Consider the following 12,657-nt stretch of genomic DNA (forward strand, 5'->3'; position numbering starts at 1 on the left):
AAGGGACTTGGTGCAGTCACTTGCAAAAGCTCGCACCTCGTAGCTCAACTGTCGGTGCATAAAAAAAGCAAAGCCACTTGAGTGGCTTTGCTTTTACTTTTTGCTCGGACCTACCGATGGCTTAGCGGCTGCGCAGCATTTCCCGCGAAATGTATTTGCCCAGCTCGTGCTTGGCGATCGATGCGCGGTGCACCTCGTCCGGGCCGTCCGCCAGGCGCAGGGTGCGCTGCATGGCCCACCAGTGTGCCAACGGGAAGTCTTCGGAAACTCCAGCGCCGCCGTGAATCTGGATGGCGCGATCGATCACCTTCAAAGCCACGTTCGGTGCCACGACTTTGATCTGCGCGATCTCGCTCGCTGCGATCTTGTTGCCGACGGTATCCATCATGTAGGCGGCGTTTAGCGTCAGCAGACGCGCCATGTTGATCTCGATCCGGCACTCGGCAATGTGGTCGAAGTTTGCGCCCAGGCGCGCCAGCGGTTTGCCAAACGCCGTGCGGTCGACCGAGCGTTGGCACATCAGTTTAAGCGCGCGTTCGGCGACACCTACCGAGCGCATGCAGTGGTGAATACGGCCTGGACCAAGGCGGCCCTGGGCGATCTCGAAGCCGCGGCCTTCGCCGAGCAGGACGTTCTCGTATGGCACGCGCACGTTTTCAAGCAGCACTTCGGCGTGGCCGTGTGGTGCGTCGTCATAACCGAACACCGGCAACGGACGCAGCACTTTGAGACCTGGTGCGTCCATTGGCACCAGAATCATCGAGTGTTGCTGATGGCGCGGCCCATCCGGATTGGTCAGGCCCATGAAGATCATCACCTTGCAGCGCGGGTCGCAGGCGCCAGAGGTCCACCATTTACGACCGTTGATGACCCACTCGTCACCCTCGCGAACGGCACGAGCCTGCATATTGGTGGCATCCGACGACGCCACGCCCGGCTCGGTCATGCCGAACGCCGAACGGATCTCACCGCGCAGCAGTGGCTCTAACCATTGCTTCTTCTGTTCTTCGTTCCCGTAGCGCACCAGCACTTCCATGTTGCCGGTATCAGGCGCCGAGCAGTTGAACGCCTCAGGGCCGAGGCCTGAGCTGCCCATGATTTCCGCCAGCGGCGCGTATTCGGTGTTAGTCAGGCCGGCACCCAGTTCCGACTCCGGCAGGAACAGATTCCACAGCCCTTCTGCCTTGGCCTTGGCCTTGAGCTCCTCGACGATGGCGGTCGGCTGCCAGCGATCGCCCTCTGCAACCTGCTGGTAAAAGACTTTTTCCGCGGGATAGACGTGAGCATCCATGAACGCTTGCACGCGCTCTCTCAGCTCTTGAACCTTCGGTGAGTAGGCGAAATCCATGGGCGACAACCTTCTGGCAGGTAATGTTTTGTAGTTTTGAATGCTAGAGGAGGCCTGGCGATTTATCTAAGCTATTTTCCTCGTGTATAAACATTCATCACCGATATATGATCGGCGAATTCCGATACACGCCGGAGAGCACAACAATGAACCTGAACAAGGTCGATCTGAATCTTTTCATCGTCTTCGACGCCATCTACACCGAAGCGAACCTGACCCGTGCCGGACAGATCGTCGGCATCACCCAGCCGGCCGTTTCCAACGCCCTCGCCCGCCTGCGCGAAACCTTCAACGACCCGCTTTTCGTGCGCACCGCACAGGGCATGGTGCCGACGCCCATGGCGCAGAACATCATTGGCCCGGTGCGCAATGCATTGCAGTTGCTGCGCGTGTCAGTGCAGGAAAGCCGGACGTTCAACCCGGCCCAGGCAAACAAGACTTTCCGCATCAGCATGACCGACCTCACTGAAGCCGTCGTATTGCCGCCGCTGTTCCAGCGTCTGCGTCGTCTGGCACCGAACGTGAAGATCGAAAGCATGCTCGCCAAGCGCCGTGAGACAACCAAGGAGCTGGCAGCCGGGCGCCTGGATTTCGCCATGGATGCTCCGCTCAACACCGACCCGCAGGTGCGTCACGTCAAGCTGCTGGAAGACCGCTACGTCTGCGCCATGCGCCGTGGTCACCCGCTGGCCAAGGAGAAGCTGAGCGTCGAGGAATACCTGTCGCTATCTCACATCCATATTTCCAGTCGCCGCAGCGGCCTGGGGATGGTCGATCTGGCGCTCGGGAAGATGGGACAGCAGCGCAAGATCGGTCTGCGCTCGCAGCATTACATGATGGCGACTCAGGTCATCCAGCACACCGACATGGCCGTAACCGTGCCGGAGCGTTTTGCCCGTCGCCACGATCTGCATCAGATCCCACTGCCCGTCGAGATTCCGCCGTTGGAGACGCACATCTATTGGCACGAAAGCACGGATCAGGATCCGGCCAACCGCTGGATGCGCGAACAGATGATCGAGATCGCCCAGCAGGTCACCGCAGCGCAGCAGGCAGACTGATCGCCAAAGTCGATGCAGCAAACACCGGCAGGCGCAACGCTTGCCGGTTGCGTGTCACGCGCTTTCGCGCATCACCACTTCGAAACCCACATCGATGCGTCGTTGCGAAGGCGATTCGCCCCGCATCAGACTGAGCAACATCTGCCCCGCCAATTTACCGATCTCACCACGGATGGTGCGCACCGTCGTCAGTGCCGGATGCATCCACGCCGCGGCAGGCAAGTCGTTGAAACCCGCGATCGCCAGCCGCTCTGGCACCGCCAACTGCAGCTGGCGCGCACGGAACAGTGCGCCAAGTGCGAGATCGTCGTTGTTGAAGAAGATCGCATCGATCTCTGGGTGTTGCGCGAGTAACCGGTCCAGCAACTCGGCGCCGAGCCCGATCGATGACACCTGCGGCGTCAGCAGTTCAAGTGCGGCATCGTAGCGGGACGCATCGCGCATCACCTGGCGGTAACCCTCGGCACGCTGGAGCGTCCGCGGGTCTAGCTGCGCAGCGGCGAACGCGATGTTGCGATAGCCGCGTTCGAGTAGCTTACGGGTCATGGCCGCACCCGCCTCGTACTGCGAAAAACCCACGCAGTACTCCTCCTCCGCATCGCTGAGCTCCATCAACGTGACGATGGGGCTGGTGTAGCTGCCGAGGACTTCACGCGCGGCGTCGCTGCGTTCGAAGCCGGTTACCAATAGCCCCGCCGGCTGGTGCGCCAGATAGGCGCGCAGCAGGCGCTCGTCTTCTTCTGGGTGATAGTGACTGACGCCGATCATTAGCTCGTAACCGGCAGGCATCAGCACCCGCTGAATGGCCTCGACGGTATCGACGAAGACGGCGTTAGAAAGGGACGGAATGATCACCGCAACCAGATTGGAGCGCGCGCTGGCAAGATTGCGCGCCGCAGTGTGCGGTACATAGCCCAGGGTCTTGACTGCCGTCATCACCCGTTCGCGCAGCGCATCGGATACCCGTTCGGGTTGCGACAGCGCACGCGAGGCGGACATCAGCGAGCAACCGGCGCTGCGGGCCACATCGGAAAGCGTGGCCCGTTCCAGGGAACGACGGCGGCGAGAACTCATAGCAACATCCAGCGACCAGGGGCAGAAATTCTAAATAACGGGACTGCGCCCCCGCAGGGGCGCGCCAGTTTACTTCGGGGCTTTTTCGATTTCTGCCTGGACTTCCTTGAACAGCGGCTCGCCGACCGTATCGACTACGGTCTGAATGGCCGGTTTGGCCTGATCGCGCATGCGCTGGATCTCATCCGGGCTGACCTTGTTGACCGCCATGCCCTGTTTTTCGATCTGAGCCAGGGCTTCACGGGCTTCGGCGCGGGTGTCTTCTCGTTCCGAATCACGCGACTTTTTCGCCGCATCCATGATGATCCCCTGCTCGGTCTCGGAAAGACCGTCCCACCAACGCTTGGACGCCGTGACGATCCAGGGGCTGTAGACGTGGTTGGTCACGCTCAGGTACTTCTGCACTTCGTAGAATTTCGAGGACAGAATGGTGTTGTAGGGGTTTTCCTGACCGTCAACCGCTTTGGTTTCCAGCGCAGTGAACAGCTCGGAGAACGGCAGCGGGACGGCATTGGCGCCCATCTGCTTGAAGGTGTCGATGAACACCGGGTTCGGCATAACGCGCAACTTGATGCCGTTGAAATCTTCCATCTTCTCGACCGGGCGAACGTTGTTGGTCAGGTTACGGAAACCATTTTCCCAGTAGACCAAGCCAACCAGCCCTTTGGCCTCGAGCGCATCCATGACTTTCTGGCCAACCGGGCCATCGAGCACGTAGTCGGCCTGCTTTTCACTTTCGAACAGGAATGGCGTATCCCAAACGGCCATTTCTTTTGCGATGCCGACCAGGGTTGCGGTCGAGCCGACCATCATTTCCTGTGCGCCACCCATCAGCGCGTTCTGCATCTGGTCATCAGAACCAAGGCTGGCCGAGGCGAAGGTACGGACCTTCAGCTTGCCATCGGAGGCCTTGGCGATTTCCTCGGCAAGCACTTTGGCGGCGCGACCCTGGTTGCTGTCCTCGTTGAGGCCATAACCGAAGCGGATCATCCGCGAGCGAACGTCATCGGCTGCCTGCGCCGACACGGCAGTGATAGCGCTGCCAAGGGTGGTGGCAGCCAACGCCGCTATGAGAAATCGTTTCATGCTGTCGTACCTTTTGTTGTTGTGGGTCGGATGAAGCTTCTTTGTCAGATGAGTTCAGGCGTCAGCGACGGCTCACCGTCGCTAACGCCTGCGTTTAACGCAGCCACTGCAGCGGCACTGTGATGATCGAGGGCACCGCAATCAGCAGCGCGACGATGACCAGATAGATGCCGAAGAACGGTGTCACGCCGCGCACCAGCGTTTCCATGCGCAGCCGCCCTATTCCGCCGACGACGTTCAACACCGTACCGACTGGCGGCGTGATCAGCCCGATCGAGCCAATCAGCACGAACATCACACCGAAGTACACGGGGTCGATACCGGCCTTCACGGCAATCGGCGCCAGCACCGGCCCGAGAATCAGGATGGTCGGCGTAAGGTCGAGCACCATGCCGACCGCGATCATCAGCACCATGATGGCGACCATGAGCAACTTCGGATCCTGCGCCAACGGGCCAAGCATGGTGGCGATTTCATCGGGCAGCTGAGCCAGGGTGATCATGTAAGCCGAAACGATCGCAGCGGCGCAGAGGAACATTACCGAGGCGGTGGTACGGCTCGCGCGGGTGAGCACTTCGACCACGCCGCTCCAGCTCAACTCGCGGTACAACAGTGTCGAAACGGCCAGCGCGTATACAGCAGCCACCACGGCGGCCTCCGTCGGTGTAAACAGCCCGCCGCGCAGGCCTCCGACGATGATCACCGGCAGCATCAATGCCGCCGCGCCATCGACAAGGGCCTTGCGACGCTCTGCGGCGGTTGCCTTTTCCTGCGGTGGTTCATCGATTCTGCGGGCAATAATCGTCCACGCGACGATGAGGCCCATCCCCATGATCAGGCCCGGCACCATGCCGGCTAGAAACAACTGGCTGATCGAGGTATTGGTGACCACACCATAAATGACGAAGGGCATCGAAGGCGGAATGATCGGCGCGATGATGCCGCCGGCGGCCACCAGGCCGGATGACGAACTCAACGGGTAGCCACGCTCGCGCATCATTGGCAGCAACAGCGTCGCCAGTGCGGCGGTGTCTGCCAGCGCCGAACCGGACATGCTCGCCAACAGCACCGAAGCAGCAATCGCGACGTAACCCAGCCCGCCACGCTTGTGACCGAAATAGGCCTGCGCCATGTTGATGATGCGGCGGGAAATGCCGCCGGCGTTCATCAGCTCACCCGCCAGAATGAAGAACGGCACAGCGAGCAACGGAAAGCTGTCGGCACCGGCCTGAAGGTTCTGTGCAATCAGCTGCACATCCCAGAAATCCAGGTACCACATCAACACCGCGCCGGTGAGGATCAGCGCGAAAGCGATCGGCATGCCGAATGCCATGAAGCCAAACAGTGAAGAAAGGAAAACGACGACAGTCATTCAGGAACCTCGGCGGGCGTTGCCCTGTTGTTATCGGGAGTCAGTCAGCCGTTACGTTGGCGTCGGCAGCATGCGGCTGTGGCTGTCCGCGCCAGACGTTAACGAGCTGCACCAGGGCCAAGACTGCGAGCGCGATCATGCTGACCATGACCGGCAACATTGCAACGGCTAGCGGGTAACCCACTACAGGACTGTTGATCGTCCAGCCGAACTGCATCTGGTTCCATCCACCCATGGCCGCCATCCCGCTGGCACCTGCCACCAGCAGCCAGCTGATCGAATCGACCACACGACGGAACAGGATCGGGAACCGATCACGAACCATGCTGAACGCCATCAACTCGCCGCGTCGCATGCTGGATGCAACACCGACAAAGACAAGCCAGACAAAGGCCAGTCGCGATAGCTCTTCGGCGCCGGTCCAGCCGGTGCCGAAGGCATAGCGAAGCACCACGCTGCTGAACACGACAACCACCATGAACGCCAGTAACGCTGCCATCAGCCAATCGGTAATGCGGTCGAAACCCAGGGCGAGCTTGCCGCTGTAGATAGGCGGGCTGGTCAGCTCGGCGCCCTTTCCAGCGTCACTGTTAGCGCTATCAAGCGGAGCCGCGGAATGGCCTTCGGCATCACTGATCTCAAGACCCGGCGCGCGCTGCATCCATTCAACGATCTCCGCCAGCACCTGCTCGCGCGGTTGGCTGGCATCGACCACCAGAACGCCGGGCTCGCCTTCTGGCGATTCAAGCGTGGCGAACTGGCTGTCCACCAGGGAAATCGGCATGAAATGCCCGGCACGCCCGCCGACTCTTTGCACTGCCGTGTCGTAATCGATGGACAGGTGAGCAAACCGCAACTCGGCAACCGCATCGCGCAACAGATCGCGATAGCGACGTTTGAGCGCCGAACAGGCCAGCACGAAGCCGACGCCATCATCAATGGCGCGCTGCATTTCGACGACCAGTTTCTGCAGCCAAACGACGCGGTCAGCGTCGGACAACGGCGTACCGGCGCGCATGCGAGCAACGTTTTCTTCAGGGTGGAAATGGTCGGCTTCGATGTGGCGAAAGCCCAGTGCGTCCGCGACGGCGTGGCTGGTTTCGGTCTTGCCCGAACCGCTGACGCCCATCACGACCAAGGCTCGGCCAGTAGCGGAAAAATCGCTGGGGGAGTGGGAATCCACTGTGGTCTCCGGCAGCATCGATGTGCTGCATTATGTTTGTTGGGCGAGATGGTAGCGCTAACATACAAATGCTTTAACTACCGTTCGTCGGGTCGTATAGGTAAAGCCGCGGAGGGTTAATTCGACTTGGCGTTTCGGTTTTCCGCCATGCTGACTACAATCGCCGCCGCCATTTAGGAGACGCGAAATGCCCAAAGCCATGGCCCGCCATATTCTGGTCAAGACCGAAGCCGAAGCCGCACAGCTGAAAAAGCGCATCGCCAATGGCGAAGCATTCGATGTGCTGGCAAAGAAGTATTCGACCTGCCCGTCCGGCAAGAAAGGCGGCGACCTGGGCGAGGTTCGCCCCGGACAGATGGTGCGCAGCATTGATCAGGTGATCTTCAAGAAACCGCTGCGTGACGTGCACGGCCCCATCAAAAGCCAGTTCGGCTATCACCTGGTACAGGTGTTCTACCGCGACTGATGCGCTTGTCTTACAGGCCGCGTGCCCTCTTCGTCAGAGAACCTCGTCCTTTCCGAAACGCTGGAGCTGCATTTCGCGCAGCCTGCTCAGGGTTCTGCGAAAGGCAAACGACAGATAGCCCTGAGTGTAGAGCTCATCCAGCGGGACCCTGGCTTCCAGGTACAACGGCACACGCCGGTCGTAGCATTCATCCACCAAGGCAATGAACCGTCGGACGCTGTCGTCATGCGCTGCAAGTCTGGGCAGTTCGCGGTCGCCTGCTGCTATCCGCGTCGCGCCGTCTTCGGTCCCTCGCGCAATGCGTCCGTCGCGTTGTTCACTGCCAAGCCTGGGCACGTCGCTGAGCAGAATCGTTGAATAGCCATCGCAGAGTTCGATGAAATCCAGTGCCGAGAAGGCCTGGCCACACAGTTCGGCGAAGCGGCACCAGATCACCGCTTCACTGCGCCTGACAACCTGCAGAAGCCGCCGCCCGAGCATCGCCGGCTCGGCGGTAGTCGCGCCCCGTGCAACCAGTTCGTCGAATACAGACCTCAGCGCACCATCGGCATCAGGCTCGCAGACCCAATAGCGTTGCTTGCCCGCACCGGACCGCAGGCGGTGGTCAGCACCACCATCCACGTCCGTCACCTCCATGTTTTGCTCGATCGCCTTGATGGCCGGCATGAAGCGTTCGCGATTGAAGCCGTCGGCATACAGCTGATCCGGCGGCTGATTCGAAGTAGCGACAATCACCACCCCCTCCTCGAACATCACCTGAAACAGACGGCCGAGAATGATCGCGTCGCCGATATCACCGACGAACAGCTCGTCAAAACAAAGCACCCGCACATCGGCGCTTAGCTCCTGTGCCAGAGCATGCAGCGGATCGGCTGTCCCGTTGAGCTGGAACAACCGAATGTGCACCCAGCGCATGAAGTGGTGAAAGTGCTGCCGCCGCGACGGAACCTGCAGGCTGCGATGGAACAGATCCATCAGCCAGGTCTTGCCTCGCCCCACGGGGCCCCAGAGGTAGACACCCTGCTGCGGGCTGCGAGGCGCGCGTTCATGCAAGGCTTCATGGCAGCGCTGCAGGCGCTCGACAGCCCGCAGCTGTGCCGCATCACTGACGAAGCCATGACGGGTGACGGCCTGTTGGTAGAGCGCAAGGGGCGCGTTTTCTTGCATTGGAATCCGCAATTGAAGATGAAGGTCGCGATGGTATCGCAGACGATTGGACAGGGAGACGATGCCTGCCAGCGCGGGCAATCAAGCGTGGTCCATCATCACCATCAGGGCTTGTCGCCGAATCTCATTCAATAGCTCGGTTTGAGCGAGGCACGCCACTTCCTGGGCTCTCACCAATGCGTAGAGCGGTACGGGAATCGAAGGATCGAGAACACGTGCCTGCACAGGCGGCCCGCTATCGGCCCTGGCGGTCAGCGGATCGACCAGCGCCAACCCCTGCCCCGCTGCAACCAGGCTTCGAGCCAGTTGGTAGGTCTGCACCCAGGTTTCGATGCGCGGTGGCGAATCAAGCGCTTCGAGATGATGGCGCAGCAGTCCTCCAAGCGCGTCCCTGGTATCGAGGCCGATCAGCGGAGCATCCGATAACTGTTCCAGGCCCACGGCTTGAGACAACTCGTCGTCCGACCACCAGCCCGCCGGTGCGATCACCATCATCTGCCCTTGCGCGAGGACTTCACTGCGAAGCCCCGGGTGTTCCACCGCTTGCAGGGTCAAACCCATATCGGCTTCCCGCAGCAGCAAGGCCTCGACTATCTCCGCGGTGTGCTGGGTCGCCAGATGGCACGGCGTGCGGGCGAAGCGAGCGCGCCAGTGTCGTAACGCCTCGGGCACCAGCGCCTGCCCCAGCGCGGGTGTACAGATCAGCCGCAGTGCGCGCTCCTCACCCCGCCCAAGACTGCCTGCCAGGCGCCGCAGATGCTGCAAATCCGCAGCAAGGCGCTCGGTTTCCTGCTGCAGGACGCGCGCCTCGGCAGTTGGCTGCAGCTTCCCGCGTACTCGACTGAACAGCGCGAAACCCAATTGCTGCTCTGCATGCTTGAGAATCTTGCTCGCTGCAGGCTGGGAGATATGCAACAGCTGCGCGGCGGCCGTCAGGCTACCGGTCTGCAAGATGGCCTGGAACAGTTCGATATGGCGAAGGCGCATGGGACATTCCTCTGCTCAAAGCAGCCGGAGCATAACCTTTGGTTATGGAATGGCTCCATCCTTTCATTGGCCGCTTCGTTCATCGTCGATCAGGCTTCAGGTTCGATATACCTATGGAGACGCCTGATGCGAATTGCGGTGATTGGCGCCGGTGTGGTCGGTCTGACTACAGCTCATGCACTGCTGCGCCGCGGCCATCAGGTCGATCTCATCGAAAGGCGCGACCAGGTTGCACTGGAGACGAGTTTCGCCAACGGCGGTCAGCTCAGTTACCGCTATGTATCGCCCCTTGCCGATGCAGGCGTTCCGGTGCAGGCCCTCGGCTGGATGCTGCGCGGAGAGGATGCCCCGCTACGCTTCCGACCCAGGATGAGCCTGCAGCAGTGGCGCTGGTGCCTGCGCTTTCTGATGGCCTGCAACCGCTCGACCAATCGGCGCAACGGCGCGCATTTGCTGCGCCTGGCGTTGCACAGCCAGCAGGTACTGCGCCGCTGGCGTGAAGAAGACGGCCTCACCGGCTTTGGTTGGCGGGCAAACGGCAAGCTGGTGATTTATCGGCATGGAGCCAGTCTGGCAAAAGCCACCGCGGGCCTCGATGCCAGCGCAGGTCAACAGCGCCTCGATCCTGAACAATGCGTCGAAATCGAGCCTGCACTGCAGCCCCTTAAAAATGAACTGCAGGGCGGAATCTACTCCCCTGGCGACGAAGTCGCTGACTGCCATCTGTTCTGCAAGCAACTGCTTGAACGCCTCAGCCAATCACCGGAGTTCCACTTGCGTTGCGGCCAGCCGATGGGCGAACTGGAGCGAGACGGCCTGCGGCTCCGGGCACTGAGGATTGGAAATCAGCAACTGGAAGTCGACCACCTGATTATTGCGGCAGGCGCAGCCAGCGTAGAGCTGTTGAAACCGCTAGGCATCGAGCTGCCGATTTACCCACTCAAGGGCTATAGCCTCACCGTTCCATTGAGCCCCGGCGCCCAAGTACCGCAAACGAACGTGACCGACTATGACAACAAGGTGGTCTACGCTCGCCTGGGTGATCAATTGAGGATAGCTGCGATGGTCGATATCGGTGGCTGGGACCTGGACATCGACAGCCGGCGAATCGCCATGCTGCAGCGGCTCGCCACTGAAACCTTCCCTGAGGCTGGCGACTATCACAATGCCAAGCAATGGGCGGGACTCAGACCGGCGACGCCGGAAGGCACGCCGCTGCTCGGCGCGACGGAACTCGAAAACCTATGGCTCAACGTGGGTCACGGCAGTCTCGGCTTTACCCTTGCATGCGGCAGCGCCGATGTACTCGGTGACCTCATCGATCAGCGTCCGGCCGCCGTGGCGCTGGATGGGCTGACGCTCAATCCCTGAATCATTCCCTTTAAGGAGAGCCCCATGACCCTGCAACGACTCAGAAGCAACGAACGCATGTCCGCCGCGGTTTCCTACGCAAATCTGGTCTTTCTCGCGGGCCAGGTACCAGATGACCGCGGCGAAGACGCAGCCGGGCAGACCCGTCAGGTGCTGGCCAAGATCGACGCCTTGCTCGCCGAAGCCGGTTCCGATCGATCACGGCTACTCAGTGCACAGATATGGCTCAAGGATATCGATAGCGACTTCGCAGCAATGAATTCGGTCTGGTGCGAGTGGCTGCCCGAGGGCTGCGCGCCGGCTCGAGCGACGGTGGAAGCACGCCTGGCCTCACCCAATGTGCTGGTCGAGATCATGGTGATCGCGGCAGCCGCCTGACCAGGCTTGAAACCGCCGCCGTAGGCAGTCAGTGCAATCAAAAACAACGACAAGAAAGGATTGACCATGAACCAGAAGATTCGCGTGTCCTTGCTGAGCTGCGCCCTGGCGGGCGTCCTGAACATCACGGCTGCATCCGCCCAGGAGCGCTTCGTTACCATCGGTACGGGCGGCCAGACAGGGGTGTATTACACCGCAGGTCAGTCGGTGTGCCGCTTCCTCAACCGCGCCGAGGCGCAGCCGCCGATCAAGTGCAACGCGCCCTCTACAGCCGGCAGCGTGACCAACATCGTGTCGCTGCAAAAGGGCGAATACGAATTCGGCTTTATCCAGTCTGACCACCAGCACAAGGCGCTCGAAGGTCTCGCCCCGTTCGATAAGGATGGTCCGATCGAGGAACTCAGGGCCGTTTTCTCCTTGCAAACCGAAATTCTGACAGTGGTGGCCCGCGAGGACAGCGGCATCAAGTCCTTCGATGATCTGAAGGGTAAACGCGTAAACATCGGCGTGCCGGGCTCAGGTAGCCGCGACACGTTCGATGAGGTGATGAAGGCCCGGGGTTGGTCCAACGCCGACTTTGCCCTTGCCGGTGAGCTCAAGCCGGCGGAGATGGCATCGGCCCTCGGCGACAACAACCTCGATGTCATCACTTACGTGGTCGGACACCCCAGCGGCGCCATCCAAGAAGCGCTGACCAACGTAAAAGCCCAGTTGATCCCTGTGCAAGGGCCGGAGATCGAGAAGTTCCTGCAAGGCGCCGACTACTACACCGCCGCCGAAATCCCTGCCGGACTCTACCCTGGCGTAGACGAGCCCGTGCCCTCCATCGGCGGCAAAGCAGTGCTCGCCGCCACCACTGAGACCGATCCGGATGTCGTGTACCAGCTTGTAAAAGCCGTCTTCGACAACCTGGAACGCTTCAAGCGTCTGCACCCGGCTTTTGCCGATCTCCAGGCAAAGGACATGATCCGTGTCGGCCTGACTGCACCACTGCATGAAGGCGCGCAGCGGTTCTACAAGGAAAAAGGCTGGCTCTGATATCACAGCGGTGATGCCGGGTGACGGGAATGACCCCACACCCGGACCCATAGCCGCTGGCAATGCTCTAAAAACAAGCGAAGCCGTCTGTCCAGCACTCGCTCTTTGTCATTAAGTTGTCGCACA

At 60.8% G+C, this 12,657-nt stretch carries 12 protein-coding genes; 5 read left to right on the plus strand and 7 right to left on the minus strand.

Annotated features, from left to right (window positions below):
• Positions 1 to 121 precede the first annotated feature (121 nt).
• On the minus strand, positions 122 to 1,348 hold the full coding sequence (locus tag NA619_RS09770; RefSeq protein WP_255961656.1) for an acyl-CoA dehydrogenase: 1,227 nt from the start codon (positions 1,346 to 1,348) through the stop codon (positions 122 to 124).
• Positions 1,349 to 1,494: 146 nt separating this feature from the next.
• On the opposite strand from NA619_RS09770, the gene NA619_RS09775 reads away from it, so the two are divergent.
• Positions 1,495 to 2,409: a LysR family transcriptional regulator gene (locus tag NA619_RS09775; protein WP_255961657.1), complete on the plus strand. Its 915-nt coding sequence runs from the start codon at positions 1,495 to 1,497 to the stop codon at positions 2,407 to 2,409.
• 54 nt (positions 2,410 to 2,463) lie between these two features.
• Here the strand turns inward: NA619_RS09775 and NA619_RS09780 are convergent, their stop codons facing one another.
• The 4 genes from NA619_RS09780 to NA619_RS09795 form a co-directional block, all read right to left on the minus strand.
• Positions 2,464 to 3,483 (minus strand): LacI family DNA-binding transcriptional regulator, encoded by a 1,020-nt coding sequence (locus NA619_RS09780; RefSeq protein WP_255961658.1) that lies wholly within the window; start codon positions 3,481 to 3,483, stop codon positions 2,464 to 2,466.
• A 69-nt stretch (positions 3,484 to 3,552) separates the two neighbouring features.
• The gene (locus NA619_RS09785; protein WP_255961659.1) at positions 3,553 to 4,569 is read right to left on the minus strand and encodes a TRAP transporter substrate-binding protein; all 1,017 of its coding nucleotides are present in this window, start codon (positions 4,567 to 4,569) and stop codon (positions 3,553 to 3,555) included.
• A gap of 94 nt (positions 4,570 to 4,663) precedes the next feature.
• The gene (locus NA619_RS09790) at positions 4,664 to 5,941 is read right to left on the minus strand and encodes a TRAP transporter large permease (protein ID WP_255961660.1); all 1,278 of its coding nucleotides are present in this window, start codon (positions 5,939 to 5,941) and stop codon (positions 4,664 to 4,666) included.
• A gap of 40 nt (positions 5,942 to 5,981) precedes the next feature.
• A complete protein-coding gene (locus NA619_RS09795; protein WP_255961765.1) occupies positions 5,982 to 7,070 on the minus strand; it encodes a gluconokinase, GntK/IdnK-type in 1,089 nt (362 codons plus the stop codon).
• Between the two features lie 241 nt (positions 7,071 to 7,311).
• On the opposite strand from NA619_RS09795, the gene NA619_RS09800 reads away from it, so the two are divergent.
• Positions 7,312 to 7,590, plus strand: a complete 279-nt coding sequence (locus tag NA619_RS09800) for a peptidylprolyl isomerase (protein WP_255961661.1) — start codon at positions 7,312 to 7,314, stop codon at positions 7,588 to 7,590.
• A gap of 33 nt (positions 7,591 to 7,623) precedes the next feature.
• Here NA619_RS09800 and zapE read toward each other — a convergent pair whose 3' ends face one another.
• Positions 7,624 to 8,757: a cell division protein ZapE gene (gene zapE, locus NA619_RS09805; protein WP_255961662.1), complete on the minus strand. Its 1,134-nt coding sequence runs from the start codon at positions 8,755 to 8,757 to the stop codon at positions 7,624 to 7,626.
• An 81-nt stretch (positions 8,758 to 8,838) separates the two neighbouring features.
• The gene (locus NA619_RS09810; RefSeq protein WP_255961663.1) at positions 8,839 to 9,744 is read right to left on the minus strand and encodes a LysR family transcriptional regulator; all 906 of its coding nucleotides are present in this window, start codon (positions 9,742 to 9,744) and stop codon (positions 8,839 to 8,841) included.
• Between NA619_RS09810 and NA619_RS09815 the strand changes: the two genes are divergently transcribed.
• The 3 genes from NA619_RS09815 to NA619_RS09825 all read left to right on the plus strand — a co-directional run bounded on the left by NA619_RS09815 (position 9,730) and on the right by NA619_RS09825 (position 12,531).
• On the plus strand, positions 9,730 to 11,115 hold the full coding sequence (locus tag NA619_RS09815; protein ID WP_336605452.1) for a D-amino acid dehydrogenase: 1,386 nt from the start codon (positions 9,730 to 9,732) through the stop codon (positions 11,113 to 11,115). The genes NA619_RS09810 and NA619_RS09815 overlap by 15 nt on opposite strands.
• 24 nt (positions 11,116 to 11,139) lie before the next feature.
• Positions 11,140 to 11,493 carry a RidA family protein gene (locus NA619_RS09820; RefSeq protein WP_255961665.1) on the plus strand — a complete coding sequence of 118 codons (354 nt, stop codon included), beginning with the start codon at positions 11,140 to 11,142 and terminating at the stop codon, positions 11,491 to 11,493.
• Positions 11,494 to 11,559: 66 nt separating this feature from the next.
• Positions 11,560 to 12,531: a TAXI family TRAP transporter solute-binding subunit gene (locus tag NA619_RS09825; protein WP_255961666.1), complete on the plus strand. Its 972-nt coding sequence runs from the start codon at positions 11,560 to 11,562 to the stop codon at positions 12,529 to 12,531.
• Positions 12,532 to 12,657: the final 126 nt, after the last annotated feature.

Origin of the sequence: Stutzerimonas stutzeri (assembly GCF_024448895.1) — a bacterium.
GTDB classification, from domain to species: Bacteria; Pseudomonadota; Gammaproteobacteria; order Pseudomonadales; family Pseudomonadaceae; genus Stutzerimonas; species Stutzerimonas stutzeri_Q.

Excerpts from the sequence above, each read along its gene's own strand:
- NA619_RS09770 (WP_255961656.1), bottom strand. The coding sequence starts at position 1,348 with ATGGATTTCGCCTACTCACCGAAGGTTCAAGAGCTGAGAGAGCGCGTG.
- NA619_RS09775 (WP_255961657.1), top strand. The coding sequence starts at position 1,495 with ATGAACCTGAACAAGGTCGATCTGAATCTTTTCATCGTCTTCGACGCC.
- NA619_RS09780 (WP_255961658.1), bottom strand. The coding sequence starts at position 3,483 with ATGAGTTCTCGCCGCCGTCGTTCCCTGGAACGGGCCACGCTTTCCGAT.
- NA619_RS09785 (WP_255961659.1), bottom strand. The coding sequence starts at position 4,569 with ATGAAACGATTTCTCATAGCGGCGTTGGCTGCCACCACCCTTGGCAGC.
- NA619_RS09790 (WP_255961660.1), bottom strand. The coding sequence starts at position 5,941 with ATGACTGTCGTCGTTTTCCTTTCTTCACTGTTTGGCTTCATGGCATTC.
- NA619_RS09795 (WP_255961765.1), bottom strand. The coding sequence starts at position 7,070 with ATGGGCGTCAGCGGTTCGGGCAAGACCGAAACCAGCCACGCCGTCGCG.
- NA619_RS09800 (WP_255961661.1), top strand. The coding sequence starts at position 7,312 with ATGCCCAAAGCCATGGCCCGCCATATTCTGGTCAAGACCGAAGCCGAA.
- zapE (WP_255961662.1), bottom strand. The coding sequence starts at position 8,757 with ATGCAAGAAAACGCGCCCCTTGCGCTCTACCAACAGGCCGTCACCCGT.
- NA619_RS09815 (WP_336605452.1), top strand. The coding sequence starts at position 9,730 with ATGGCGAAGGCGCATGGGACATTCCTCTGCTCAAAGCAGCCGGAGCAT.
- NA619_RS09810 (WP_255961663.1), bottom strand. The coding sequence starts at position 9,744 with ATGCGCCTTCGCCATATCGAACTGTTCCAGGCCATCTTGCAGACCGGT.
- NA619_RS09820 (WP_255961665.1), top strand. The coding sequence starts at position 11,140 with ATGACCCTGCAACGACTCAGAAGCAACGAACGCATGTCCGCCGCGGTT.
- NA619_RS09825 (WP_255961666.1), top strand. The coding sequence starts at position 11,560 with ATGAACCAGAAGATTCGCGTGTCCTTGCTGAGCTGCGCCCTGGCGGGC.